Raw genomic sequence first — 25,196 nt, 5'->3', positions numbered from 1 at the left:
ACCTCCCTCCGGTTGCGGCGCGCTGCGGGCCGATGTCAGACCTGGTGTCCGACCGCTTCGCGAGGCGCGGGGACCAGAGCCGCCCCGACGCGTTCGACCAGCAGCGCCATCTCGTACCCGACCTGGCCTACGTCGCAACTGCGGGCGGCGAGCACCGCCATGGACGAACCGTCGCTGATGGACATCAGGAACAGGTATCCGCTGTCCATCTCGATGATGGTCTGCTGCACCTGCCCGGCGTTGAACATCCGGGACGCGCCGTCGGTCAGGCTGACCACGCCGGACGTGATCGCCGCCAGCTGGTCGGCCCGGTCCCCAGGGAGGTCCCGGGACGAGGCGAGCAGCAGGCCGTCGGCGGAGACCGCCACGACGTGGGCGATCCCCGCGACGCTGTCCGCGAAGTTGGTCAGCAGCCAGCCCATGTCCTGCATGGTGGGGGGCCTGGTCACAGTTGGTTCTCCTTCGGGGCGAGGGCGGCGGCGGCAGTCTCGGCACTGCCGGCCGTACGCCCGCGTTGCACACCACGGTGGTACGCGGACAGCAGCCCGCGTACCTCGTCTGGGCTGCGTCGCTGCTGGTTGCGTGGGCCGGTCTGCACCCCGCCCGGCACCAGCTGGGCCTGGGGTACGCGTTTGGGCAGGCCCGAGCGGGTGGTGCCGGCGTCGGGGGGCGCCGTCGCGGCCATGGCCCGCTGCCAGCCGTCGTCCGCGGCCGTGCGCCAGGCGTCCTCGGCGGCGGCACGGGGCCGCGGCACCTCGGGGAGCCCGCCGGGCTCCGCGTCGGCTGCGGCGGGCCGGGCGCGGACTGCCGGATCGGCGGTGTCGGGCCCGTCGACCGCGGCGGGCCGGGCAGCCTGGTCGACATCCGGCACGGGGGGCCAGGCAGCGGGGTCTTTGTCCGGCGCGGAGGGCCGGGCACCGTTGCGCCGGGCGACCGCGGTCCCGGCGTCCGGTTGCGCAACGCCCTCCGCCCGCTCGAACGGCTCGCGGGCTCCCCCGCCGGCCGCGTCCTGCGCCGACGCTCCAGCGGGCGACCGGTCCCGAGTCGGACCGGCGGTCGGAGCGGCCGCGGCCGCCGGGGCGCCGTTCACCGCGCCCGGAGCGCGCGATGTCGACGCCGCGCCTCCGGCCGTCGAGGCCGGCACGGGCGGCGACGGCTGAGCCGGCGGTGCCGCCAAGGCCGGCTGAGTTGCCGGGGCCGCCGGAGTCGGCTGTGCCGCCGAGGCCGGTTGGGTCGCCTGGGTCGGCGGAGGCGCGTACCCCGCGGTCGGCATGCCCCACTCCTCCGGGGAGTCGCCGTCGTGGGTCCGGAACCAGCTGGCCTGCATCTGCAGGAAGATCGGCGCCTCGGCGCGTTCCTCCACGGGCGCGGGCGGCGGCGGGGGCGGCGGCTTGGGCATCGCGGCCAGCGCGGCGCCCCACCCGTTCGCGTTCGGGCTGACCGGCCGCTGCTGCTGCGGGACCCGGTGCCCGTCCGGGGTGAGGAAGCCGAGCGCCACCGGCGGCTCCAGCTGCGGCAGCGTCGGCAGGGCCGCCGTGGGCGAGCCGATTGCGGCGAACGCATCGGTCGCGGCGCTCACCGCGGGAGCCGCCGGGGCCGATGCCGCGGGGGCCGCCTCGATCGGCTGAGCCACCCGGGTCGGCAGCGGCGGCCGCGGGGACAACTCGCCCGTACCGGCGCGCAGCATCCCTTCGACGCCGTCCGGCTGCCACGGCTCCGGTGCGATGGCGGGCAGGATCGCCGTTTCGGCGTTCGTCCGCGCGACCGTGTCCGGCCACCCGGGCCCACCGTCCAGCTGGTACGGCCGGGAGCCACGCACGGGCTGGTCGAGGGAGCGGTTCGGCAGCACGACGATGCTGCTGGGCAGCGTCACCTGCACGACCGTGCCGCCCTCCAGGTTGGCACGCAGCTCGACCTTGATGCCGTACCGGGCGGCCAGACGGCCCACCACCGCGAGGCCCATGAGCCGGAACGCGGCGACGTCCACCGTGGGCGGTTCGGCCAGCCGCCGGTTGAGCTGGTCCATCTGCTCGTCGGTCATGCCGAGTCCGCGGTCCTCGACCTGGACCACCACGTAGTCGCGGATGCGCCGGCCGTCGGCGACCACGATCGTGTTGGGCGGGGAGAAACGGGTCGCGTTGTCGAGCAGTTCCGCGATGAGCCGGACGACGTCGTTGACCGCCAGCGCCGTGACGGAGATGTCGGTGTCGACCGTGCCGAACTCGATCCGGTTGTACAGCTCCACCTCGGACTGCGCGGCCCGCAGCGCGTCGACCAGCAGCGCGTCCTCGCGACGCGGCGGGCTGGAGTCGGCGCCCGCGAGGACCAGAAGGTTCTCGTCGTTGCGGCGCATCCGGGTGGCCAGGTGGTCGAGCTCGAACAGCTGGGCCAGACGCTTCGGGTCCTCCTCGCCGCGTTCGATCAGGTCCAGCTCGCCGATCATCCGGTCGACCAGCGCCTGGCTGCGCCGGGCCAGGTTGAGGAACATCACCGAGACGCTGGTGCGCAGTGCCGCCTGCTCGGCCGCGATCCGGACGGCCTCCCGGTGCACGACGTTGAACGCCTGGGCCACCTGGCCGACCTCGTCGCGGTTCGCGAGCTGGATCGGGTCGCGGACCTGGCGGACCACGTCGTCGACGCCGCCGTCGCCGAGGTTGCGTTCGTCGCGCAGCCGGGCCACCGCGTCGGGGAGGTCCCGGTTCGCCACGGCCAGCGCGCCCTCGCGCAGCCGGCGCAGCGACAGGTTCAGCGAACGGGCCAGCACGACCGCCAGCGCGATCGCGATGATCAGCGTGAGCAGGACGAGCCCGACCTCGACGGCCGCCTGCCGGGTCACGGCGGCGCTGGCGGCGCCGGCCTGCGCGACGATGTCCGACTCCAGCCGCTGCTCGGCCCAGCGCATGAGGTCGACGACCGCGCCGAACGACTGCGTGATGTCGGTGGGTGGCACCGCGTCGGAACGGGTCAGCCGGGTGGAGACCCCGTCGGCGAGGTTGACCGCGTCGCCCGTGACCGTGCTGTTCACGAGTGCACGCTGGGCGGGCGAGGCGACCAGGGAGAACGCGAGCAGCGCCTCCTGCTGGCTGGTCTGGGTGGCGATGAACGACGACAGTTGTTCGGCGCTGACGTCGCCCGAGACGCGGGCCGCGTACGCGACAGCCTCCTGCTCGGCGGTGCCGGCCTTGGCCCGGCTGAACGCGGACAGCGCGCGCAGGCTGTCCGCCACCGCCCCGTCCCCGGCGAACTGGCTCAGCGCCTCGCCGTAGCCGACCAGGTCGGTGATCACCACGCTGTACCGCAGCACGGCCTCGGAGACCGCGATCTCGTCGCGGTCGGTGACCTTCTTTCGGGTGGCGTCCATGGTCCGCAGGTGGTCGTCGATCCGGTCCAGCCGCTCCTTCACGGCGGCCGGGGGCTCCCCGAGGGCCTGCCGGTTCACCCGGTACCGGTCGATGCGGTCGTCGCTGTTCGCGATCGCGGCGTTGTACGCGTCCGGCTTGGCGGCCGGGTCGGCCAGGAACTCCGCGGCGGCCATCCGCTCGGCGTGCAGGGCCTGGGTGAGCTCCGAGATGTCCGTCGAGAGCCGGGTCAGGTCCTCGACCTGGGCCGCGTCGTACGCCCGCCCGCCGACGTCGACCAGGCGAACCGTGGCCAGCCCGAGCACGGCAAGCAGCGGTACGAACAGGATCAGGGCCAGTTTCGACCGGATGCGCACGTCGCGCAGCCGGAGGAAGCCGCCGCTGCGCCGGGCACCGGGGCCGGTACGGGTCGCAGGCTGGGCCGAAGAACCGGTGCTCACGACATCTCCTCGGTGATCGTCCCCGCATCTGCGCGCCGGCCGGATGCTCGCGTCATGAGGCCCTCCACTACGGGCGGCAAGGGAGGTGTCACACGCGGCACGGCCGCGATTTCATCAGAACCCGAGCGTGTTTGGGAAGGCCGAGACTTTCCGGAAACACGTTTGATTGTCACTCCGCAATGGTTCACGCGGATCGACAATGGACACTCCATCCGCTTTGACGTGCACGAATATGCGGGCGCCCAGCACATCGAGTTCCGTCTGTGCTGCTCGCTGTTCATGATTCCAACCACTATGTGAGAAAGCCGTCCCGCGTGGACCGCTAGGTACGGCTTGACCTGCAACCTTCACGTTGGCAAGGTTTGGCGCGCCTGGACGGACAGCGTGTCCGTGATCGCATGCTCCACGCCGGACACCGTTGGCCCGTTCCCCCTGCGCCCGCCTTCGAGGAGGCATCCAGTGAGGCTCCCCCGCCGCGTGACGGCGCCCCTGATCGCATCGATGCTGCTCGCTGCCACGATGGTCGGCTGCGATTCCGGCGACGAGGCGGGTGACCCCACCGAGGTCGTGATCGGCGCCGATCTGGCGACCGGCTCCGCGATCGACTCGGCGTACGCCCGCGCCCTGCAGCTCAGGATCGAACAGGTGAACGCATCCGGCCAGCTCGGCGACCGCCGGCTGGTGCTGCGCGTCCAGGACAACCGATCGGATGCCACCTCGTCGCTGCGCAACATCAGTACGCTGGCCGACGACGCCCGGGTCGCCACGATCGTGACCGGGTCCTGCAGTGAGTGCGTGGTCGACGCGGCCAAGACGATCAACGACAAGCGGGTGCCGACCATCGCTCTGGCCGCCGCCGCCGAGGTGAGCGCCCCGGTCGCCGAGCGGCGGTACGTGTTCAAGCTCGGCCCCAACCCCACGGACAGCGCGGCGACTCTGGTGGCCGAGTTGCAGCGGACCCGCACCAAGAGCATCGCGATGCTCTACTCCGACGACCTGTACGGCCGGGGCGGCCAGCAGGTGATGTCGGCGGCGCTGGCCAAGGCGGGCATCACGGTCACCGAGTCGCGTACGGTCCGGCCGGGCGCGACCGACGTCAGCCAGGCGGTCGGCATGCTCGTCGACAGCAAGCCGGACGCCCTTGTCGTGTGGACCGCACCCGACCAGGCCACCGGCGCCGCGACCAGCGCGAAGGCCGCGAAGTTCGGCGGCCGGATGTACTTCGACGCGGCGGCGGCCGGGGACCTGTTCATCCCGAGCGAGGCGGCGCAGGCCACCAACGACGCCACGATGGTGTTCACCCAGACCCTCGCGATCGACGACGTCATCGCGACCACCCCCGCGAAGGCGGCCCGCAAGCAGTGGTTCCGCGACTACACGTCGCGGTACGGCAGCTACTCCGGGGTCGCGGCGTTCGCGGCCGACGCGGTGGACCTGGTCGCGGACGCGGTCACCCAGGCGGGCCCGAACCGCGAGCGCATCCGCGACATCCTGGAGACCTCGCAGATCGACGGGCTGTCCGGCCCGATCCGGCTCACGCCGGACAACCACTCGGGCCTGATGCCGCAGGCGCTGACGCTGCTGGTCGCCCGCAGCGGCCGGTGGCGCCTGCTGAGCTGACCGTCCCGGGCCACCCCCCGGCCGGGTTCAGCGGACGGACGTGGTGGCCCGGACCCACGGCAGCAGCAGCCGCTCGGTGAGCACGAGCCCGTAGTACAACACGATGCTGACCATTGCGAGCAGCGTGATCGCCGCGAACGCGGTTGCAGTGTCGCCCTGGCCGCTGGTCTGCACGATGATCGTGCCGAGGCCGGACTCGCCGTACTGCATCTCGCCGACGACCACGCCGATCAGCGCGAGCGGCATCGCGACCTTCAGCCCGACGAAGATCTGCGGCAGCGCCGCGGGCAGCCGCACCGTCCGGAACGTCTGCAGGCGCGACGCGTCCATCGCGCGTACGAGCTCGGCCAAGTCCGCCGGGGTGGTGGTGAGCCCGGTGGCGGTCGACAGCACGATGGGGAAGAAGCACACCATGAACGCCATGGCCAGCACCGGGGCCCGGCCGTAGCCGAACCAGATCAGCATCAGCGGGGCGAGCGCCACCTTCGGCACCGCGTTGAACGCGACCAGCAGCGGCTGGAACATCCGCTCGACCGGGCGCCAGGCCGCGATGGCGACGCCGATCAGCACACCGACCACCACGGACAGGGCGAACCCGAGCAGGGTCGCCACGGCGGTGTGCCCGGTCTGCGCGAGCAGATCCCCCGGCAGCGCGCGGAACGCCGACACGACGTCGGGCGGCGCCGGCAGGATGATCGTCTGCACCCCGAACAGGGCGACGGCCAGCCACCACCCGCCGATCGCCAGCGCGAGGCCGAGCACCGGCCAGGCGAGCGCGGGCACGGAACGCCGTCGTCGCCGTACGGGCTGATCCGGGGTGGCCGCCGCCGTGGCCAGCTCGGTCATCTGCATCTCCCAGCTCCGGCCGCGGGCGCGCCGGGGCCGGCCCCGGCGCGCCCCAGCGGATCGATCAGGCCTTCGGCACCAGGCTGAAGTCGATCACCTGTTCCGGGGTCAGCCCCGGCTTGATCTGGCCCGAGCCCTGCAGGATCGCGATGCTGCGGGCGACCCGCTGGCTGTCCAGCGCGCCCACCGGGACACCCGAGGCCTCGGACTTCACGAACGGGCCCATCAGGGTCAGCTCCGCGGCCGCGGCCTGCGGGTTCGTGGTCGGAACGTACTTCTTGAGCATCTGCGCCGCCGCGTCCGGGTTGGCGATGGAGTCGCCGAGCCCCTTGAGCAGCGCCCCGGTGAACGCCTTCACCCGGTCGGGGTGCTCCTTCGCGTACGCCGATGAGGTGAGCAGCACGTTGCCGTAGAGGTCCTGCAGGTAGTCGCTGTACGGCAGCACGATCGCGGTCTTCTTGGCCACCGACTCCACGGTGGGCTTGCCGACGACGAACTGCCCGATGCCTGCCGCCTTGCCCGCGGCTAGTGTCCCCATCAGGGTCTGCGGGGTGCCGTTCTGCCAGGTCACCTTGGACGCGTCGATGTTGGCGAGCTTCGCGTACGTCGGGAAGAGGTTGCGCACCACCGAGGCGGGTGAATCGGCGAGCGTCTTACCCTCCAGGTCCTTCGGCGAGGTGATGCCGTTGCCCTCCAGGGTGATGATGGCCGCCATGGTGCGCTGCTGGATGCCGGACACCGCGACGAAGCCCTTCGCCTGCCCGGACCCGGCGGCGAGCAGCATGCCGGTCAGGTCGATCGGGGCGAACTGCGCCTGACCCGCCGTGACGATCTTGAGATTCTCCCCCGTACCGCCGCCGGGCTTGATGTCCACATCAAAGCCTGCGTCGGCGAAGTACCCCTTCTCCTTGGCCACGTACGCGTACGCGTCGCGGCCGAAGGTGCCGAAGGACGTCAGGTAGGTCACCTTCTCGAGGGACTTTCCCTTGGCCTTGGCGTCGTCGGAGTCGCCGCTGCAACCGGCGGCGGCGAGCAGCGTCGCGGCGAGCGCGGTCGCCACGAGCGTACGGGTGAGCGTTCTTCTGTACACCGTGTTCCTTCCCAACTTCGGGGATTCGAGGGGATCGGCGTCGGACGTCGGGTGCGTCGGCGCCGCGTGAAGATGTGAGTGAATTTCGCCGGGGGCCAGCGTAGGGGAAATCACACCGTACTTCGATGGCGGGTTTGTCTCAGCGACCTCTGTGGACAGACTCGTCATGATCGCGCAACATCAACGGGTTAAGGTGCCCACGCATTGATCTGAAGCAATCTGGAGCGTGCGCAGATGATCAGTTTCTCCGGGGTTTCCCGGTCGTTCGACAGCCGTTCCGGCACGGTGGAGGCATTGCGGGAGATCTATCTGGATGTGGCCGAGGGCGAGTTCGTCGCCGTGGTCGGCCGCTCCGGCTGCGGCAAGTCGACCCTACTGCGGCTGGTCGCCGGGCTGCTCCCGGCGAGTGCGGGTGAAATCCAGGTGTCAGGCGAACGAGTGACCCGGCCCCGGCGCGACATCGCGATGATGTTCCAGCGCCCCGCTCTGCTGCCCTGGCGATCGGTCATCGACAATGTCCTGCTGCCGGTGCAGATCTTCGGCTGGCGCCCGGCGGAGTTCCGCGCCCGCGCCGCGGAGCTGCTCGCACTCACCGGCCTGACCGAGTTCGCGAAGCGGTCACCGCACGAGCTCTCGGGCGGCATGCAGCAGCGGGTCGCGCTGTGCCGCGCGCTGATCGCGGGCCCCCGGGTGCTGCTCATGGACGAGCCGTTCTCCGCGCTGGACGCGCTCACCCGCGAGGAGCTCTCCGTCGAGTTGCAACGGCTGCACATGGAGCTGGGCGCGACGATCGTCTTCGTCACCCACTCGATCGAGGAGGCGGTGCTGCTCGCCGACCGGGTGGTGGTGCTGACCCCGCGCCCCGGCCGGATCCGCGAGGTGCTGGACGTCAAGATTCCCCGGCCCCGCACGCTGGGCCGCACCGCGCACACCGACGAGGTGGCCCGGTGCAGCGCCGAGCTGCACGAGCTGCTGATGGCCTGACGAGGAGAGCGATGCGCGTCTGCCTGTTCACCGAGCCGCACCGCGGCGCCACGTACGACGACCAGCTCCGCTTCGTCCGGCACGCGGAGCAGGCCGGGTTCGAGGGGTTCCTGCGCGCCGACCACTACCAGTCCATGGGCGCCGACGTGGGCCTGCCGGGCCCCACGGACGCCTGGGTCACCCTGGCCGGGCTGGCCCGCGAGACGTCCACGATCCGGCTCGGCACACTGGTGAACTCCGCGACGTTCCGGCTGCCCGGCCCGCTGGCCATCATGGTCGCCCAGGTCGACGCGATGAGCGGCGGCCGGGTCGAGCTGGGCATGGGCGCCGGCTGGCTGGAGCGCGAGCACACCTCGTACGGGATACCGTTCCCGCCGCTGGGCGAGCGCTTCGACCGGCTCGCGGAGCAGCTCGCGGTGATCACCGGCCTGTGGTCCACCCCGGATGGCGCCCGGTTCAGCTTCGACGGCAAGCACTATCAGCTGCTCGACGCGCCCGCGCTGCCCAAGCCGGTGCAGCGGCCCGGTCCGCCGGTCATCGTGGGGGGCCGCGGCCCGCGCCGCACCCCGGAGCTGGCCGCCCGCTACGCGGACGAGTTCAACATGCCGTTCAAGACGGTCGCCGAGACCGCGGCGGCGTTCGCACGGGTCCGGCAGGCCTGCGACACGTACGGGCGACCCGCCGACCGGCCGTTGACTCTGTCGGCGGGCGTCGTGGTCGCCCTGGGGCGTACCGATGTCGAGGTCCGGCGTCGCGCGGCGCCGCTGCACGTGCCGAGTGCCCTGCCACCCGAGGATCCCGTCGTGGGGTCGCCGGACGCTCTGGTGCAGCGCATCGGCGAGCTCGCCGCGATCGGCGCGACGCGGGTGCACCTGCGGATCATCGACATGGCCGACCTGGCCCACGTCGATCTGATCGCCGAGCGGGTCCTGCCCCACATATCGTGACGCTGCGTATACCACTCCCGTGCCCGCCGGAGGCGGTGCCCCCGGCTGGGTGACGGGCAGAATTTTGCGTCGCTTAATCACGGCCCGCGAGGGTGGCGACGACACTCGACCATTCCGTAACGTGCCTGGCATGGCATTTCGGACCTGGGCCCGGCTGCTGCCGGTCACCCTCGGCGTGGCGGCGCTGGCGGGCGCCAGCCAGCTCGGGCTGGCGTACGGCCTCGGCATCGTTCAGCTCAACCAGACGCTGGACGTCACCGCCCGTGATCGCTGGACTGCACAGCTCGCCTGGGTGGCCTGGTTCGCCATGAACGCCGCGGTGGTCGGGGCGATCACGGGAGTGCGCGCGTACACCCGCGCCGCCGTGCAGGGCGCGTCCGGCCCCGGCGGCGCGGACGCGTCGTCCGGTGACGGGCCGGCTGCGGACGTACGGTCCGCCGGTCCGCCCGGGCCCGGCGCGGTCATCGCGCTCGCCCTGACCGCCGGGCTGGGTGCCGCGATCGTGATCGCGCTGACCATGCAGCCCGCGCGCGCCGCGCGGGTATCCGGAGTCGACCCGGTCGTCGTGATCGGGATCTGCGGGGGACTCGGCGCGGTGGCCGGTGTGATCATGGCCTGCCTGGCCCTGACCTGGGCGGTGGCCCGGTGGAATCTCGCCGCGGCCGGGGCGGCGGTCTGGGTTGTCGCGCTCGTGTCGGTCGCACCGGCCCTGGCGCCCGGCCGATCGCTGCCCGCGGTACGGCTGGGCGTGTTCGAGCCGAGCTGGCTGCCGGTGCATCTCACGCCGCGGGCGGCACTGGTCACGATGCCCGCACTGGCCCTGCTGGTCGGCGTCGCGGTGGGCTGGGCGGCGCGCCGGGCCGGCCGCGACACGCTTGCCATCTCCCTGGCCGGTCTGTCCGGTCCGGCCCTGCTCACGGTCGCGTACCTGATCGCCGGGCCGGGGACCGGCGCGGCGCAGTCCGCGCCGTACTGGGCGGCCATGACCGCGGCGGGCGCCGGGGTGCTCGGTTCGGTGCTGACCGCCGTGCTGCGCCGGGGCCCGCTGGAGGACGAAGACGACCGGGAACCCGCCACGGAACGCCCCGAGGCCGATGCGGACCCGGCCGACGGCGGCGACCCGACGCCCGAGGCGTCCGTACCCGCGGCCCGGCGGTCCGAGGAGCAGCGCCCGGCGGACCCGGGACCGACCGCCGCGGGCAATGCGGCGCGCCCGGGCGGGCGCCGATCCAACTTCGCGGACGCGTTCCGCCCCCGGCCGCGGCGGCCCGAACCGGCCGCCGACCCGGAGCCTGCGCCGTTCGACGGTTTCGCGTCCGGGGCGGCGCCCCGGCACGGCGCCCCGGAGGGCGGGGACGGACCGCGCGGGCGGCAACAGCGCACCGGTTCCGGCCGCGGCAAGGACAACGAGTACGTGGACTGGGTCAGCGGCCTGGGCACCGACTGACCGGCGCGGCCCAGGCGGTCGCCGGACCCGGCACAGGCCCGGATCGCGGGGCACCGGTACGCACCGGTGCCCCGGACCATGTCAGGCCATCGGCAGGTAGACCCGGCTGCCGGACGCCACGAACTCGTCACTCTTGTCCTGCATGCCCTTGGCGGCGTACTCCTTCAGCTCCTGGGTGATCTTCATGGAGCAGAACTTCGGCCCGCACATCGAGCAGAAGTGCGCCGTCTTGGCGGGCGCCGCGGGCAGCGTCTCGTCGTGGTACGACCGGGCGGTCTCCGGGTCCAGTGACAGGTTGAACTGGTCCTCCCACCGGAACTCGAAGCGCGCCTTGGACAGCGCGTCGTCCCACTCCTGCGCCCCGGGGTGCCCCTTGGCGAGGTCGGCCGCGTGCGCCGCGATCTTGTATGCGATCACCCCGGCCTTGACGTCGTCGCGGTTGGGCAGCCCGAGGTGCTCCTTGGGGGTCACGTAGCAGAGCATCGCCGTGCCGAACATGCCGATCATCGCGGCCCCGATCGCGGACGTGATGTGGTCGTACGCGGGCGCCACGTCCGTGGTCAGCGGGCCGAGCGTGTAGAACGGGGCCCCGGCGCACAGCTCCTGCTGCAGGTCCACGTTCTCCTTGATCTTGTGCATGGGCACGTGGCCCGGCCCCTCGATCATCACCTGTACGTCGTACTGCCACGCAATCTTGGTCAGCTCGCCCAGCGTACGCAGCTCCGCGAACTGGGCCTCGTCGTTGGCGTCCGCGATCGAGCCCGGGCGCAGCCCGTCACCGAGGGAGAACGTGACGTCGTAGCGGGCCAGGATCTCGCAGAGCTCGGCGAAGTTCTCGTACAGGAAGTTCTCCTTGTGGTGCGCGAGGCACCAGGCGGCCATGATCGAGCCGCCGCGGGACACGATCCCGGTGACCCGGTTGACCGCCAGCGGCACGTACGGCAGGAGCACGCCCGCGTGCACGGTCATGTAGTCGACGCCCTGCTCGGCCTGCTCGATCACGGTCTGCCGGAAGATCTCCCAGGTCAGCTTCACCGGGTCGCCGTCGACCTTCTCAAGGGCCTGGTAGATCGGCACGGTCCCGATCGGCACGGCCGAGTTGCGGACGATCGCCTCCCGCGTCTCGTGGATGTGCTTGCCGGTGGACAGGTCCATGACCGTGTCCGCGCCCCACTTGGTGGCCCAGGTCAGCTTCTCCACCTCGTCGGCGATCGAGGAGCTGACCGCCGAGGTGCCGATGTTCGCGTTGATCTTCACGAGGAACTTCGACCCGATGATCATCGGCTCGATCTCGGGGTGGTTCACGTTGGCCGGGAGCACGGCCCGCCCGGCCGCGATCTCCTCGCGTACCACCTCGGGGTCGACGTTCTCGCGGATCGCCACGAACTCCATCTCGGGCGTGACGATCCCGGCGCGGGCGTACGCCAGCTGGGTGGGGCGCCGCCCGGCCAGGGGCGTGCCACCGCCCGCGACCGGCGCCACGTCACCGCGTTCGGCGATCCACGGCCCGCGCAGCGGCGGCAGCCCGACCTCCGGGTCGCTGCCCGGCCCGGACGTGTCGTACAGCCGGACGGGCGGGTTGTCGCCGGTCAGCGGCACCTCGGCGAACGGCACCCGCAGGTCCGGGCGGGAGCCCTCGACGTACACCTTGCGCCTCATGTTTCCTCCCCAATCGGTATGAACTGGGCGGCGTGCAGGCGCACGGAACCGCCCGGCCGCCGCCTGTCTCGTCAGGCGAACCAGCCGAAGTGATCGAGCGGGCCGGCACCCTGGCCGACCGTCCAGTCCCGGCTGCCCGCGAGCGCCCGGGTCACGTACGTCTTGGCGAAGCTCACGGCCTCGCCCACCTCGTTGCCCAGCGCGAGCCGGGCCGTGATCGCGGCCGCGAACGTGCACCCGGTCCCGTGGTGGTTCCCCGTCTCCACCCGCGGCCCGGTGAGCGTCCGCACACCGTCCTGCGTCCACAGCAGATCCGCGGCCTCACCTCCCTGCGCGTCGTCGCCGCCGGTCACCACGACAGCGCCCGGACCGGCCGCCGCCACCTCGGCGGCCGCGGCCGCCACCTCGCCCGGCCCGGTCACGCCCCGGCCGACCAGCGCGGAGAGCTCCGCGCGGTTCGGCGTCACGACACTCGCGTACGGCAGCAGCCGCTCGACCGCCGCCACCAGCCCGAGCCGCCGCCCGGTGCTCGCCGACAGCACCGGATCGAGGACCAGGTTCGGCAGCCGCCCGGCCGCGGCCCGCTGCGCCACCGCGTCGGCGATCTCCGCGGTGCCGAGCATGCCGACCTTCGTGGCGGCCACCTCGAAGTCGTCCAGCACCGCGTCGAGCTGTGCGCCCACCACCGCGGCGCTCAGCGCGTGCACGTCCAGCACGGCCCGGGTGTGCTGCGCCGTGACCGCGGTGATCACCGACGTCCCGTACGTACGCAGCGCCGCGAACGTCTTGAGGTCGGCCTGGATCCCGGCGCCCGCCCCCGAGTCCGACCCCGCGATGGTCAGCACGACCACCGGGGTCATCGGGTGACCGCCGCCGCCGCGCGCAGCCGCGCCACCGTGGCGGCCGGATCCGCCGACCTCATCACCGCCCCCATCACCGCCACCCCGGAAGCACCGGCGGCCAGGCATTCCGCGACCTTCTCGGGCGAGTCGATCCCGCCCAGCGCCAGCCACGGCACCGCGCCACCGCGCGCCGACCGCCCGGCGGCGACCAGCTCCGCGGCGCGCCCGGGACCGAGCGCCGGACCGTACCCGGGCTTCGAGGCGGTCGTGAAGATCGGCGACAGGGTGACGTAGTCCTCCGTGGACAGCAGCGGCGCCGCGTGGCAGGAACGCCCCACGAGCCCGGCCGCCACCGTGGGGTCGCGTTCCGCGAGATGCACCGCGTCCCCGCCGAGCGGATCCGGGCCCGCCACGATCAGCCGGCCCGGCGGCAGCACCGCGCGCAGCCGATCCGCCAGCTCCCGCCGCTGCGCCGCGGGCAGGTCCCGCTCGCGCAGCACCACCCAGTCCGGCGCCGCGGCCGCGACCAGCTCGGTGAGCGGCATCCGCGCCACCCGCCGATCCGTGAGCAGCACGATGCCCGACGGGATCGGCCCAGCCGATCCGGAACCCGACGGGATCGGCCCAGCCGCGCCGGGGCTCACCATTGCGGCAGGCCGTCGTCCGAGGTGGACGCCAAGGCGTGGAACCGGCGCGGGATCCGGCCCGCGGCCGCCGCCAGACGACCCGCCTCCACCGCGTGGCGCATCGCCGCGGCCATCAGCGCCGGGTCCTCGGCCCGGGTGACCGCGCTCGCCACCAGCACCGCGTCACAGCCCAGCTCCATCGCCAGCGTCGCGTCGGACGCCGTACCGATGCCCGCGTCCAGGATCACCGGGACGTCGACGCTGTCGCGGATCAACCGGATGTGGTGCGGGTTGGTCACCCCCAGGCCGGAGCCGATCGGCGCGCCCGCTGGCATCACCGCGGCGCAACCCACATCGGCGAGGCGGCCCGCCAGAATCGGGTCGTCACTCGTGTACGGCAGCACCGTGAACCCGTCGCCCACCAGCGTCTCCGCCGCCCGCAGCAGCTCGACCGCGTCCGGCAGCAGGGTGCGCTCGTCGCCGATGACCTCCAGCTTCACCCAGTCCGTCTCGAACGCCTCCCGGGCCAGGTGGGCCGCCTTCACCGCGTCCCCGGCCGTGTAGCAGCCGGCCGTGTTCGGCAGCACCCGCACCCCGAGCCGGTCCAGCAACGGCAGCAGACCCGGCCCGGCCGCGTCGACCCGGCGCAGCGCGACCGTGACGATCTCCGTGCCCGAGGCGACCACCGCCGCCTCCAGCGCGGCGAGACTGCTTGCCCCGCCCGTGCCCAGGATCAGGCGCGATTCTCCCAGCAGCATGCTCATCCTCCCTGCGCCGCGGTCAGCACCTCGACCCGGTCGCCGTCCCGCAGCACCGCCGCGGACCAGCGCGAACGCGGCACCACCTCACCGTTCACCGCGACCGCGACGCCACGCTGAGCCTCGGTGAGCACAGCCACCAGCCCCGCGACCGTGACGGCGTCGTCGACGGCACGCGGGGACCCGTTGACGGTCAGGCGCATGCGAACCTCCCGGGTCGGAACTCATCCAGCAGCGGGTCCGCCGTACCGGCGGTCAGCAGGTCGGCGATGAGGTCGGCCGTGACCGGGGCGAGCAGCACCCCGTTGCGGTGGTGCCCGGCCGCCACGACGACTCGTTCGTCCAGCGCACCGAGCAGCGGTGCATTGTCCGGGGTGGCGGGCCGGTGCCCCACGAGCGTCTCGGTCAGCGTGCACTCGCGCAGTGCGGGCACCAGATCCAGCGCCGCCCGCAGCAGGTCGAGCACGCCACCGGCGGTGACCGTCCGATCCGTACGCTCCTGCTGGGTCGCGCCGACCACCACCTCCCCGTCGGCGCGCGGCACCAGATAGACGTGGCGCCCGTCGGCGTAGCCGCTGACCACGTGCCGGAACGTGCCCGGCTCCCCCCGTAGCCTCAGCAGTTCCCCCTTGACCGGACGCACCGGCAGCCCGGTGAGCGCGGCGGTGCCGCACCCGGCCGCCACCACGACCTGCCCCGCCCGCACCTCGTCGAGCCGGGCCACGGTCGAAGGCACGACCGCGTCACCCAGTGCCGCCCGCAACGCGCCGACCACCCGGCGCGGATCGACCTGACGGTCGTCGGGCACGTACGCCCCGGCCCGCACGCGGGGCGACAACGCCGGCTCGCGGTCCCGCAGCGCGCTCGGGCCCAGCCGGGTCAGCCCGAGGTGGCGCCACACCCGGCTCGCCTCGGCCACGTCGTCCACGGTGAGGGCGACGCCCAGCGTGCCGGTCTCGTCGTACCCGAGATCCCGGCCGGTCTGCCCGCCCAGCTCCGCCGCGAAGCCGGGCCAGCGGCGCGCCGACTCGGCCATCAGCCGCCCCAGCCCCGGACTCTCGAACGGCGACTCCCCGCCCGGCGCGAGCATCCCCGCCGCCACGTGCCACGCGCCCAGATCCGGCGGACCCGGGTCGTGCACGACGACGCGCGCGCCGCGCTGGGCCACCCGCCAGGCGATGGACAACCCCACGATCCCGCCGCCGACCACCGCCACGTCCGGCATGCCGTTCATGACGTGCCCACCTTCCGCCTGCGCTCGGTGCACTCACTCATGCCGAGAGCGCCGTGAGCAGAGCCGTCGTGGCAGCATGCGGGTCCGCGGCTGCGGCCAGCGCACCGACCACCGCGACACCGTGCGCGCCCGCGGTGCGCAGGTCCGGAACCGCCCCGGCGGTCACCCCGCCGATCGCGATGACCGGCGTCGTCCCCAGCGCCGCGGCAACGGCCGCGATGCCGGCCAGGCCCAGCGGGTCCGGCAGCCCCGCCTTGGTGCTGGTCCGGAACGCGGGCCCCACCCCGAGGTACGTGGCACCCGCGGCGACCGCGGCGCGCGCCGAATCGGGCTCGCGGCACGTCGCACCGAGAACCGCCGTGGCGCCGAGCACCCCGCGCGCCGCCGGCACCGGGAGATCGTCCGCGCCCACGTGCGCGCCGTCGGCGTCGATCGCGACGGCAACGTCCAGACGGTCGTTGACCAGGAGCAACACGCCGGCTGGACGGCAGATCCCGGCGACCGCGAGCCCGAACTCGTACGCCGTCCGGTCGGTCACCTCGTCCTCGACGCGGACCTGCACGGCCAGAGCGTGCGGGGTACCGGCCGAGGTGGCGGCGGCGACGGCGGCGCCGACCACGCCCACGGCGTCGCGACCGGGCCGCGCGTCCGTGATGACGTGCAGGCGGGGAAATGCAGAGCCCACAACTCACTCCTCCCTGCGCCGGCATGACCCGGATCAGGTTCGACGGTCGGGGGCTGCAGCCCCCCTCTCAGCCCGGTACACCGGACTCCCGTGAGGTTGTTCTGACTGGACGATAACCGTGCGCCCGGGCCGCCGTAAACCCCGCCCTCGCCCCGGTCCGGTTTGGCACACTCCGTCCCCGCGCCGTTGGAGCGCTCCAACGGCGTACCGATGCTCCAGTCAGGACGGTGCGGGTGAGCTACCGGTCGTAACCCAGGGCCGGGTGGGTGGGGCCGCCCAGCCGGGCCGAGATCAGATCGAGCAGCTTCCACTGCACCGAACCGTCCGGGACCTCTTCGCCCTCGCCCTCCATCTCGTCGGCGATGCTCGCCGACGAGGCCAGCTCCGTTTCGACCGAGACCCACTGGGCGCCGGTCAGCGTGACGGAAACCGGGCGGCTGCCGGGCGGGTGTGCACCGACGGCGCGGAGGCGACCCCGGACGGCCAACGTGATCGCACCCGACACGTCCGTCGTGGCTTCCTGGGTGTCGCCGGATCCGTCGCCCGCGTACGCGGCGAGCTCCCGGGTGAAGTCGAGGGGTTCGAGAACGGACCGCCACTCCTCCTGGGGGTGCGACCCCATGAGCGGGCCGGGAAGGGACACGCCCGAGGCCGCGGGCGCTCAGCGGATCATCGGCGGCCGCCCCGGAGAGTTGAGGACGATCAGCGCACGTCCCACACCGGCTCGGGTGTCTCCACCACCTCGCCGTCCCCCTGGAACAGGACAAAGCGGTCGAAGCCTCGGGAGAACCAACGATCATGGGTGACCGCGATCACCGTGCCCTCGTACGCCCGCAGCCCTTCCTCCAGCGCCTCCGCCGAGGCCAGGTCGAGGTTGTCCGTCGGCTCGTCGAGCAGCAGCATGGTCGCCCCGGACAGCTCCAGCAGCAGCACGAGGAAGCGCGCCTGCTGCCCGCCGGACAGCGTCCCGAACCTCTGATCCCCCTGGCCGGCCAGCTCGTACCGGTTGAGGGCCTTCATGGCCCCGGCCCGGTCCACGCCGGAACGGTGGTCGTCGCCGCGCCACAGGATCTCCACGAGCGTACGGTCGAGCAGTTCCGGCCGGTCGTGCGTCTGGGAGAAATGCCCCGGCCGCACCCGGGCGCCGAGCCGGGCGACGCCGTCGTGCGCCACGTGTGCCAGCGGCGCGCCGTCGACCGGCTTGTGCTCCGCGTCCGGGTCGGAGCCGCCGCCCGCGAGCAGCCGCAGGAAGTGCGACTTGCCCGTGCCGTTGGCGCCGAGCACCGCCACCCGGTCGCCGTACCAGACCTCCAGGTCGAACGGGAACGTCAGGTTCTCCAGCTCCAGCTGCTCGCACACCACGGCCCGCTTGCCGGTACGCCCGCCGCGCAGGTTCATCCGCACCGCCTGATCCTTGGGCGGCAGCGGCGGCGGCCCGGCCTCCTCGAACTTGCGCAACCGCGTCTGCGCGGCCTGATACCGCGACGCCATCCCGTCGTTGTACGTGGCCTTCTGCTTCAACGTCAGCACCAGCTCGCGCAGCTTCTGGTGCTCCTCCTCCCAGCGCCGCCGCGACTCCAGCAGCCGGTCGTGCCGGTGCGCCCGCGCCTCGTGCCAGGATGCGAACCCGCCCGGGTGCACCCACGCACTGCCACCTTCGACGGCCACCACCCGGCCCGCGGTCTGGGCCAGCAGTTCACGGTCGTGCGACACGTACAGCACGGACTTGGTGGATTCGCGCAGCCGCGCCTCCAGCCACCGCTTGCCCGGGACGTCGAGGAAGTTGTCCGGCTCGTCGAGCAGCAGCACCTCGTCCGTGCCGCGCAGCAGCAGGTCGAGCGCGAACCGCTTCTGCTGCCCACCCGAGAGGGTACGCACCGGCCGGTGTTTCACCTGCTCCCACGGCTGGTCCAGGATCGCGACCGCGACCGTGTCGAACAGCACCTCGGCGTCGTACCCGCCGGTCTCGCCCCAGTGCGCGAGCGCGTTGGCGTACCCGAGCTGCGACTTCTCGGTGTCCGAAAGGGCCGCCGCGGCCGCCGCGAGGCGCTCACCCGCCGCGCGCAACGGCGGCGCCACGAGCGAAAGGGCCAGGTCCTCCAGCGTACGGTCGTCGCCGATCATTCCGATGAACTGCCGCATGACGCCCAGCCCGCCGGAGCGCGCGATCGTGCCGGACTGGACCGGCAGGTCCCCGGCGACCATCCGCAGCAGGGTGGTCTTGCCTGCGCCGTTCGGCCCGACGAGCGCGACCTTGGCGCCCTCCCCGACCCGGAACGACACGTCGGCGAACAGCTCCCGGCCGTCCGGCAGCACGAACCCTGCACCAGCGACGTCGACGTAACCCACGAGCGCATCCTGCCTGGTGCCGGCCGCGGCGTCAGGCGGTTTTCCGGGCCACCCGCAGCACCCGGAAGCCGCGCTGGCTCGCGACCCGGGAGACCACCCAGCCGAGGCCGGCCAGCCAGGTGTGCAGCGAGTCCCCGCCGAGATTCTTGTTGATCACCAGCCAGGCCACGCCGTCCGGCGCCAGGCGGGGCAGCCAGCGCTCCAGCATCGCGTGCAGTCCGGCTTTCCCGATGTGGGTGGGCGGGTTGCTCCAGATCTCGTCGAACTCCACGTCCGCCGGGACGTCGTCGGGCGCGGCGACCCGCAGGCGCCCCGCGAGATCCAGCGCCTCCGCATTGGCCGCGGCCAGCTCGCGGGCGCGGGCGTTGACGTCCACGGCGTACACGATCGTGCTCGGCGCTTCGGTGGCCAGCACGCAGGCGATCGGGCCGTAGCCGCAGCCCAGGTCGAGCAGCGTGCCACCGGTCGCGGCCGTGGGCAGCTCAGCCTTGCGCAACAGTACGGCCGTGCCGGTGTCGAGCCGCCCGGCGGAGAACACGCCCGACGCCACGGCCAGCGTGTAGTCGCGACCCGCCACGCTGAACTCCACCGTCCCGGGCCGGGCCGGGGCGGCCGGGTCGGCGCTGAAGTAGTGATCGGCGCTCACGCCACACCCGCCCGCATGCGCTGACGGTCCTCGCTGGGCCGGGTGCACTCGCTCATGGGGTCAGTGTGCCGTCGGTGGCGGGCCTGCGCTCACCCGGGGTGGTTGCCGCACAGCGTGTGCGCTCATCGATGACCATGCCCTCCTAGCGTGTCCGCCATGCCACAGCATGCCCAGCTCCGCGCCAATCACCGCGCGCCGACCCCAGAGGGCCCCCGGCCCGTCCGTGCACTGAACCGCCCCGGGGTCGACCGCCCTGGCCGGGCGGATCACAGAACCGCCGCGTGCCGAGCGTCGGCACGGCCCGCACCCGCCCTGGCGGATCGCGCGTCGGCCGCGACCGGGCAGCACCGGCGGATCGTGGCGCCGCCGCGCCGGGCGCAGCGGCGGGGATCGCCGGGGCTGAAGCAGTTGTTCCTGGGCGGGCTGGGGACGCTGATCCTGGCGGGCGTGTGCGGGCTGAGCGCATTCGTGGTCTCGGCGCACACGCGGCGCAGCCAGGGAGCGCAGCCGCGGCCACCGGCGCAGTCCCGGGACCTCAGCTCGCGCCGGGTCGACGCGGCTCCGCTCACCCTGGAAGAGGTGTTCCCGGGCGCGGAGATCAGGGCGGCCGAGGGCGCGGCGACGTACCGGATCGCGATGACACACATCGACACGGACTGCGGGATCGCCACGATCGGCGAGCTGGGCGCGCTGCTGGTGCGGCACGGCTGCACCCAGGTGGTGCGGGCGGCGCTCACCGCACCGTACGGGGGATATCGGGTGACCGCGGGCATCTTCAACCTGTCCGACGCGGCCGGTGCCCGGCTGGTCGCCGCTCGGGCCGGGCAGCTCGTGGCCGCGGGCGAGGGCACGTTCGCGGCCATGCTCGGGGGGCTGCCCGGCACCGATCCCGAGCTTCAGCCCGCGACGGTCACGGGCTGGGACACCCGCGGCCACTTCCTGCTGTACTGCGTGATCGTTCGCCCCGACGGCCGGCCGGTGTCCGACGGTGACCCGTTCGCCCGGCGAATCATCGCCGATCTCGTCCAGGCCTACCTGGGCGACACGGTGCTCGGCCGGCGCACCCCGCTGCCGTAACCACAGTGAGCCGCCGCGGGAGCGGCTGCCGCTCGGCCGCCCGGATCGGTTGCTCGCTGAATTGACCGGTGGCTGCGTCCGCGGAGTCGGTTCAGCTACGCCGGCACTCGCGGAGGGTCCGCAGTCCGCGACGTGGTGCAGTCCGCTCACGCGCGCAGCCGCCGGGTCGCCTCGGCGCGCAGGGCGTATTCGGCCGGGTCGTCCGGGTAACCGACCGCGATCAGCGTCAGCCCGTGCGCCGGTGCCACCGTGACCGAACTGGACCGTTCCCGCATCGTGAGCATGGACGCCGGCCATCCGGGCTCGCGCCGCCCGTCACCGACCGCGAGCAGCGCACCGACCAGGCTGCGAACCATCGCCTGGCAGAACGCGTCGGCCTGCACGGTGGCGACCACGACCCCGTCGGTCTCGCGACGCCAGTCCAGGGCGGTGATCGCGCGCACGGTGGTGCCGTGCTCCTTGCGCTTGCAGTACGCCGCGTAGTCGTGCTCGCCGATCAGCCCCGCCGCGGCGAGCCTCAGCCGATCCAGGTCGAGCGGGCGCACCCAGCCGAGGGTGTCGCGGCGGCGCAGCGGCTCCGGCCCCCATTGCGTGTCGGCGACGCGGTATTCGTACCGGCGGAAGGTGGCCGAGAACCGGGCGTCGAACGTGTCCGGTACGGCCGTCGCGGCCCGGACCCGGGCGTCCGGCGGCATCAGTGCGGCGAGCCGCCGCACGAGCGTCGTGCCGAGCTCGTCCCACGCGGCCGTGGGCAGGTCGACGTGGCAGACCTGCCCGGTGGCGTGCACCCCCGCGTCGGTACGCCCCGCGACCGTCAGCCCGAGCGGGGTGTCCGCGCCGACGAGCCGCCCGAGCGCCTCCGTGAGTACGCCCGCGACGGTGCGCCGTTGCGGCTGGGCGGCCCAGCCGGAGAAGTCCGTGCCGTCGTAGGTGACGTCCATGCGGACGCGGATCTGTTCGTTCATGCCGCCATCCCGGCTCGCTGCTGACCACGATGCCCGCGCGCGGGCCACGCCCGCTTCCGGCCGGCCGTGACCGGGCGGTGTCCGTACTCGGGCAACGGAACGGCCCGGCGCCCCCGCGAGGGCGCCGGGCCGGTCGGACCGTACGTGAACACTCAGGCCGTGGTGTCTTCGCCTTCGGCCTTGTCGCCCGGGCCCTCGGCTCCCTTGTCACCGGACGCGTTCACCGGCGGCTCGGAGTCCTGGTCGGCGACGGTCGAGGTCGGAACCTCGTCCTCGCGGGCCAGCGCCTCGACCTTGTCCTGCTGCGCGGTGGCCTTGCGGGCCGCCTTGCGCGGGGCCGTGGTGGCCGTGACCTGCAGCTCCTCGACCAGCTCGATGACGGCCATCGGAGCGGCGTCACCCTTGCGCGGACCGGTCTTGGTGATCCGGGTGTAGCCACCCGGCCGGTTGCCGTAGCGCGGGGCGATCTGCTCGAACAAGGCGTACACGACGTCCTTGTCCTTCACGACCGTGAGCACCCGGCGGCGAGCGTGCAGGTCACCGCGCTTGGCCTTGGTGATCAGGTGCTCGGCCAGCGGACGCAGGCGCTTGGCCTTGGTCTCGGTCGTCTTGATCTTCCCGTGCCGGAAGAGCTCCGTGGCCAGGTTGGCCAGCAGCAGCTTCTCGTGCGCCGGGCTGCCGCCGAGGCGGGGACCCTTGGTGGGCGTGGGCATTCGATGCTCCTCGTCAGTTTCCTTGCAGTGCGGGCGGCGAAGCCGCCTGCACGGCGGCAGCCGAGATTAGAGCTGCTCGGTCTCGCGGTAGTCGTCGGTGTCGTAGTCCACGTCGCCGAACGAGTCCACGACGTGCGCCGGGTCGAAGGACGGCGCGCTGTCCTTGAGGCCCAGGCCCATGCCGGCGAGCTTCATCTTGACCTCGTCGATCGACTTCTGACCGAAATTCCTTATATCCAGAAGGTCGGCCTCCGTACGCCCTATCAACTCGCCGACCGTGTTGATGCCCTCGCGCTTGAGGCAGTTGTACGACCGGACCGTGAGGTCCAGCTCCTCGATCGGCAGGGCGAGGTCCGCGGCGAGCTGGGCGTCCTGCGGGGACGGCCCGATGTCGATGCCCTCGGCGGTCTCGTCCAGCTCCCGGCACAGCCCGAACAGCTCGACCAGGGTCGAGCCGGCCGACGCCAGCGCGGTACGCGGCGAGATCGACGCCTTCGACTCGACGTCGATGATCAGGCGGTCAAAGTCGGTGCGCTGCTCGACACGGGTGGCCTCGACGCGGTAGGTCACCTTCATCACCGGCGAGTAGATCGAGTCGACCGGGATCCGGCCGATCTCGGCGCCCGCGTTCTTGTTCTGGGCGGCGGTGACGTAGCCACGGCCACGCTCGACCGTCAGCTCCATGTCGAGACGGCCCTTGCTGTTCAGCGTGGCCAGCTTCAGGTCGGGGTTGTGCACCGAGACGCCGGCCGGCGGCTGGATGTCACCAGCGGTGACGTCGCCGGGGCCCTGCTTGCGCAGGTACATGCTGACCGGCTCGTCGTGCTCGGAGCTGACGGTGAGCTCCTTGACGTTCATGACGAGCTCGACCACGTCCTCCTTGACACCGGGGATCGTGGTGAACTCGTGCAGGACGCCGTCGATCTTGATGCTGGTGACTGCCGCGCCCGGGATGGACGACAGCAGCGTACGGCGCAGCGAATTGCCCAGGGTGTACCCGAAGCCGGGCTCCAGGGGCTCGATGGTGAACCGCGAGCGGGTCTCGCTGAGCGACTCTTCCGAGAGGCTCGGCCGCTGGCTGATGAGCACGGGATTCTTCTTTCTGTCGGGGCACCCGCTATTTGATGCCCGTCCGATGGTGGTGCGGGGATGCCGGCCGTGCGACCGACATCCCCTGAGCTGCTACTTGGAGTAGAGCTCGACGATCAACTGCTCCTGGACCTGGGTGTCGATGACCTGGCGGGCCGGGAGCGAGTGGATCAGGATCTTCATCTGGCTGGGGATCGGCTCCAGCCACGCGGGCACCGGGCGGGAGCCCGCCTGCGCCTGCGCCACGACGAACGGGGTCAGCTCACGGGACTTCTCCCGCGTCTGCACGATGTCGTGCTCCTTCACCCGGTACGACGGGATGTCGACCTTCACGCCGTTCACGGTGAAGTGGCCGTGCTTGACCAGCTGACGGGCCATGTCCCGGGACGAGGCGTAGCCCGCCCGGTAGACCACGTTGTCGAGGCGGGACTCGAGGATCTGCAGCAGCACCTCACCGGTCTTGCCCGGCTTGTGCACGGCTTCCTCGTAGTACCCACGGAACTGCTTCTCCAGCACGCCGTAGATGCGGCGGGCCTTCTGCTTCTCGCGGAGCTGGAGCAGGTACTCCGTCTCCTTGGTGCGACCCCGGCCGTGCTGCCCGGGCGGGAACGGCCGGGACTCGAACGGGCACTTCGGGCCGTCGCACTTGCTGCCCTTGAGGAACAGCTTCATCTTCTCCCGACGGCAACGGCGGCAGTCGGCACCTGCATAGCGAGCCATTTGTCCTCTACCTCTCAGACCCGACGACGCTTCGGCGGGCGGCATCCGTTGTGCGGCTGGGGCGTGACGTCGGAGATCTGCCCGACCTCGAGGCCCGCGGCCTGCAGCGAACGGATGGCGGTCTCCCGGCCGGAGCCGGGGCCCTTGACGAACACGTCGACCTTGCGCATGCCGTGCTCCATGGCCCGGCGCGCGGCGGCCTCGGCGGCCAGCTGCGCGGCGAACGGAGTCGACTTGCGGGAGCCCTTGAAGCCCACCTGGCCCGAGGAGGCCCAGGAGATGACAGCACCGGTCGGGTCGGTGATCGACACGATGGTGTTGTTGAAGGTGCTCTTGATGTGCGCCTGCCCGTGGGCGACGTTCTTGCGTTCCTTGCGCCGGACCTTCTTGACGGCGGCCCCAGCGCGTGCCTTCGGTGGCATGAGTCAGTGCGCTCCTATTACTTCCGACCGGGCTTCTTCTTACCGGCGACCGTGCGCTTCGGGCCCTTGCGGGTACGAGCGTTGGTACGGGTCCGCTGGCCCCGGACGGGGAGACCCCGACGGTGCCGGATGCCGGCGTAGCAGCCGATCTCGACCTTGCGGCGAATGTCCGCGGCGACCTCGCGGCGCAGGTCGCCCTCAACCTTGAAATTGGCCTCGATGTAGTCGCGGAGCTGGACCAGCTCCTCTTCCGTGAGGTCCTTGGCGCGCTTGTTCAGATCGATGGCGGTCGCGGTGAGCGCCTCCACGGCGCGCGTGCGACCAATACCGAAGATGTAGGTGAGCGCGATCTCCATCCGCTTCTCGCGGGGAAGATCGACGCCGACGAGACGTGCCATGCGCGGGCGTACTCCTCAGCTGTCTCGGAGGTCTGTGCCCATCCCACCCCGCCTGCCCGGGCGGGCCCCGGCCTCCGACCGGGGGTGAGTCCGCGTGTCATCGACGTGCTGAAACGCGGCTGGAACGAGCTTGTTCTCTGTACGGACCTGGCAGTCCCGGGCTTTCAGCCCTGGCGCTGCTTGTGGCGCGGGTCGTCACAGATGACCATGACCCGGCCGTGCCGGCGGATGACCCGGCACTTGTTGCAGATCCGCTTGACGCTCGGCTTGACCTTCACGG

27 protein-coding genes and 1 riboswitch are annotated in these 25,196 nt (G+C 72.5%); of the genes, 6 read left to right on the top strand and 21 right to left on the bottom strand.

Annotated features, from left to right (window positions below):
* Window positions 1–35: 35 nt before the first annotated feature.
* Both ACMCNK_RS26990 and ACMCNK_RS26985 read right to left on the bottom strand, forming a co-directional pair.
* Complete coding sequence (locus ACMCNK_RS26990; RefSeq protein WP_412739145.1) at window positions 36–449, bottom strand: roadblock/LC7 domain-containing protein; 414 nt, start codon at window positions 447–449, stop codon at window positions 36–38.
* Window positions 446–3,799: a nitrate- and nitrite sensing domain-containing protein gene (locus ACMCNK_RS26985; protein ID WP_412739144.1), complete on the bottom strand. Its 3,354-nt coding sequence runs from the start codon at window positions 3,797–3,799 to the stop codon at window positions 446–448. The genes ACMCNK_RS26990 and ACMCNK_RS26985 overlap by 4 nt, the downstream gene beginning before the upstream one ends.
* A 54-nt stretch (window positions 3,800–3,853) precedes the next feature.
* Here ACMCNK_RS26985 and ACMCNK_RS26980 point away from each other — a divergent pair, with 54 nt between their 5' ends.
* Entirely contained in the window at window positions 3,854–4,099 is a 246-nt protein-coding gene (locus tag ACMCNK_RS26980) for a hypothetical protein (protein WP_412739143.1), read from the top strand.
* Between the two features lie 201 nt (window positions 4,100–4,300).
* The gene (locus ACMCNK_RS26975) at window positions 4,301–5,419 is read left to right on the top strand and encodes an ABC transporter substrate-binding protein (protein ID WP_412741006.1); all 1,119 of its coding nucleotides are present in this window, start codon (window positions 4,301–4,303) and stop codon (window positions 5,417–5,419) included.
* Between the two features lie 27 nt (window positions 5,420–5,446).
* On the opposite strand, the gene ACMCNK_RS26970 is transcribed toward ACMCNK_RS26975, so the two are convergent.
* Both ACMCNK_RS26970 and ACMCNK_RS26965 read right to left on the bottom strand, forming a co-directional pair.
* Window positions 5,447–6,265 carry an ABC transporter permease gene (locus ACMCNK_RS26970; RefSeq protein ID WP_412739142.1) on the bottom strand — a complete coding sequence of 273 codons (819 nt, stop codon included), beginning with the start codon at window positions 6,263–6,265 and terminating at the stop codon, window positions 5,447–5,449.
* Between the two features lie 64 nt (window positions 6,266–6,329).
* Window positions 6,330–7,355 carry an ABC transporter substrate-binding protein gene (locus ACMCNK_RS26965; RefSeq protein ID WP_412739141.1) on the bottom strand — a complete coding sequence of 342 codons (1,026 nt, stop codon included), beginning with the start codon at window positions 7,353–7,355 and terminating at the stop codon, window positions 6,330–6,332.
* A gap of 234 nt (window positions 7,356–7,589) precedes the next feature.
* Here ACMCNK_RS26965 and ACMCNK_RS26960 point away from each other — a divergent pair, with 234 nt between their 5' ends.
* The 3 genes from ACMCNK_RS26960 to ACMCNK_RS26950 all read left to right on the top strand — a co-directional run bounded on the left by ACMCNK_RS26960 (window position 7,590) and on the right by ACMCNK_RS26950 (window position 10,733).
* The gene (locus ACMCNK_RS26960) at window positions 7,590–8,339 is read left to right on the top strand and encodes an ABC transporter ATP-binding protein (RefSeq protein ID WP_412739140.1); all 750 of its coding nucleotides are present in this window, start codon (window positions 7,590–7,592) and stop codon (window positions 8,337–8,339) included.
* An 11-nt stretch (window positions 8,340–8,350) separates the two neighbouring features.
* A complete protein-coding gene (locus ACMCNK_RS26955; protein WP_412739139.1) occupies window positions 8,351–9,286 on the top strand; it encodes an LLM class F420-dependent oxidoreductase in 936 nt (311 codons plus the stop codon).
* Window positions 9,287–9,416: 130 nt separating this feature from the next.
* The gene (locus ACMCNK_RS26950) at window positions 9,417–10,733 is read left to right on the top strand and encodes a hypothetical protein (RefSeq protein WP_412739138.1); all 1,317 of its coding nucleotides are present in this window, start codon (window positions 9,417–9,419) and stop codon (window positions 10,731–10,733) included.
* Between the two features lie 81 nt (window positions 10,734–10,814).
* Here ACMCNK_RS26950 and thiC read toward each other — a convergent pair whose 3' ends face one another.
* The 10 genes from thiC to ACMCNK_RS26900 form a co-directional block, all read right to left on the bottom strand.
* Complete coding sequence (thiC, locus tag ACMCNK_RS26945; RefSeq protein ID WP_412739137.1) at window positions 10,815–12,392, bottom strand: phosphomethylpyrimidine synthase ThiC; 1,578 nt, start codon at window positions 12,390–12,392, stop codon at window positions 10,815–10,817.
* 71 nt (window positions 12,393–12,463) lie between these two features.
* Window positions 12,464–13,252, bottom strand: coding sequence for a bifunctional hydroxymethylpyrimidine kinase/phosphomethylpyrimidine kinase (gene thiD / locus ACMCNK_RS26940; protein WP_412739136.1), 789 nt, complete (start codon window positions 13,250–13,252; stop codon window positions 12,464–12,466).
* Window positions 13,249–13,881: a thiamine phosphate synthase gene (locus ACMCNK_RS26935; RefSeq protein WP_412739135.1), complete on the bottom strand. Its 633-nt coding sequence runs from the start codon at window positions 13,879–13,881 to the stop codon at window positions 13,249–13,251. Before ACMCNK_RS26935 ends, thiD begins: the two co-directional genes overlap by 4 nt.
* Window positions 13,875–14,624, bottom strand: a complete 750-nt coding sequence (locus ACMCNK_RS26930; RefSeq protein WP_412739134.1) for a thiazole synthase — start codon at window positions 14,622–14,624, stop codon at window positions 13,875–13,877. Before ACMCNK_RS26930 ends, ACMCNK_RS26935 begins: the two co-directional genes overlap by 7 nt.
* Window positions 14,621–14,821, bottom strand: coding sequence for a sulfur carrier protein ThiS (gene thiS / locus ACMCNK_RS26925; protein ID WP_412739133.1), 201 nt, complete (start codon window positions 14,819–14,821; stop codon window positions 14,621–14,623). The genes ACMCNK_RS26930 and thiS overlap by 4 nt, the downstream gene beginning before the upstream one ends.
* Complete coding sequence (gene thiO / locus ACMCNK_RS26920) at window positions 14,812–15,852, bottom strand: glycine oxidase ThiO (RefSeq protein ID WP_412739132.1); 1,041 nt, start codon at window positions 15,850–15,852, stop codon at window positions 14,812–14,814. Before thiO ends, thiS begins: the two co-directional genes overlap by 10 nt.
* A gap of 37 nt (window positions 15,853–15,889) precedes the next feature.
* Complete coding sequence (gene thiE / locus ACMCNK_RS26915; RefSeq protein ID WP_412741005.1) at window positions 15,890–16,516, bottom strand: thiamine phosphate synthase; 627 nt, start codon at window positions 16,514–16,516, stop codon at window positions 15,890–15,892.
* Between the two features lie 14 nt (window positions 16,517–16,530).
* Window positions 16,531–16,639: riboswitch (TPP riboswitch) on the bottom strand.
* Between the two features lie 136 nt (window positions 16,640–16,775).
* Entirely contained in the window at window positions 16,776–17,159 is a 384-nt protein-coding gene (locus ACMCNK_RS26910; RefSeq protein WP_412739131.1) for a hypothetical protein, read from the bottom strand.
* An 80-nt stretch (window positions 17,160–17,239) separates the two neighbouring features.
* Complete coding sequence (locus ACMCNK_RS26905; RefSeq protein ID WP_412739130.1) at window positions 17,240–18,886, bottom strand: ABC-F family ATP-binding cassette domain-containing protein; 1,647 nt, start codon at window positions 18,884–18,886, stop codon at window positions 17,240–17,242.
* Between the two features lie 31 nt (window positions 18,887–18,917).
* Window positions 18,918–19,532, bottom strand: coding sequence for a class I SAM-dependent methyltransferase (locus ACMCNK_RS26900; protein ID WP_412739129.1), 615 nt, complete (start codon window positions 19,530–19,532; stop codon window positions 18,918–18,920).
* Window positions 19,533–19,889: 357 nt separating this feature from the next.
* On the opposite strand from ACMCNK_RS26900, the gene ACMCNK_RS26895 reads away from it, so the two are divergent.
* Entirely contained in the window at window positions 19,890–20,609 is a 720-nt protein-coding gene (locus ACMCNK_RS26895) for a hypothetical protein (protein WP_412739128.1), read from the top strand.
* A gap of 146 nt (window positions 20,610–20,755) precedes the next feature.
* Here ACMCNK_RS26895 and truA read toward each other — a convergent pair whose 3' ends face one another.
* From truA to rpmJ, 7 genes are all read right to left on the bottom strand, one after another.
* On the bottom strand, window positions 20,756–21,574 hold the full coding sequence (truA, locus tag ACMCNK_RS26890; RefSeq protein WP_412739127.1) for a tRNA pseudouridine(38-40) synthase TruA: 819 nt from the start codon (window positions 21,572–21,574) through the stop codon (window positions 20,756–20,758).
* Between the two features lie 152 nt (window positions 21,575–21,726).
* The gene (rplQ, locus tag ACMCNK_RS26885; protein ID WP_412739126.1) at window positions 21,727–22,287 is read right to left on the bottom strand and encodes a 50S ribosomal protein L17; all 561 of its coding nucleotides are present in this window, start codon (window positions 22,285–22,287) and stop codon (window positions 21,727–21,729) included.
* Between the two features lie 66 nt (window positions 22,288–22,353).
* Complete coding sequence (locus ACMCNK_RS26880; protein WP_130510652.1) at window positions 22,354–23,376, bottom strand: DNA-directed RNA polymerase subunit alpha; 1,023 nt, start codon at window positions 23,374–23,376, stop codon at window positions 22,354–22,356.
* Window positions 23,377–23,469: 93 nt separating this feature from the next.
* Window positions 23,470–24,096 carry a 30S ribosomal protein S4 gene (gene rpsD, locus ACMCNK_RS26875; protein ID WP_412739125.1) on the bottom strand — a complete coding sequence of 209 codons (627 nt, stop codon included), beginning with the start codon at window positions 24,094–24,096 and terminating at the stop codon, window positions 23,470–23,472.
* Between the two features lie 14 nt (window positions 24,097–24,110).
* Window positions 24,111–24,518, bottom strand: coding sequence for a 30S ribosomal protein S11 (rpsK, locus tag ACMCNK_RS26870; protein ID WP_014440747.1), 408 nt, complete (start codon window positions 24,516–24,518; stop codon window positions 24,111–24,113).
* Between the two features lie 17 nt (window positions 24,519–24,535).
* Entirely contained in the window at window positions 24,536–24,916 is a 381-nt protein-coding gene (gene rpsM, locus ACMCNK_RS26865; protein WP_130510650.1) for a 30S ribosomal protein S13, read from the bottom strand.
* Window positions 24,917–25,080: 164 nt separating this feature from the next.
* Window positions 25,081–25,194, bottom strand: coding sequence for a 50S ribosomal protein L36 (rpmJ, locus tag ACMCNK_RS26860; RefSeq protein ID WP_023358216.1), 114 nt, complete (start codon window positions 25,192–25,194; stop codon window positions 25,081–25,083).
* Window positions 25,195–25,196: the final 2 nt, after the last annotated feature.

It is taken from the genome of Krasilnikovia sp. MM14-A1259, from assembly GCF_047159535.1.
GTDB lineage: Bacteria > Actinomycetota > Actinomycetes > Mycobacteriales > Micromonosporaceae > Actinoplanes.
This window is presented reverse-complemented; position numbering and strand designations above follow the sequence as displayed.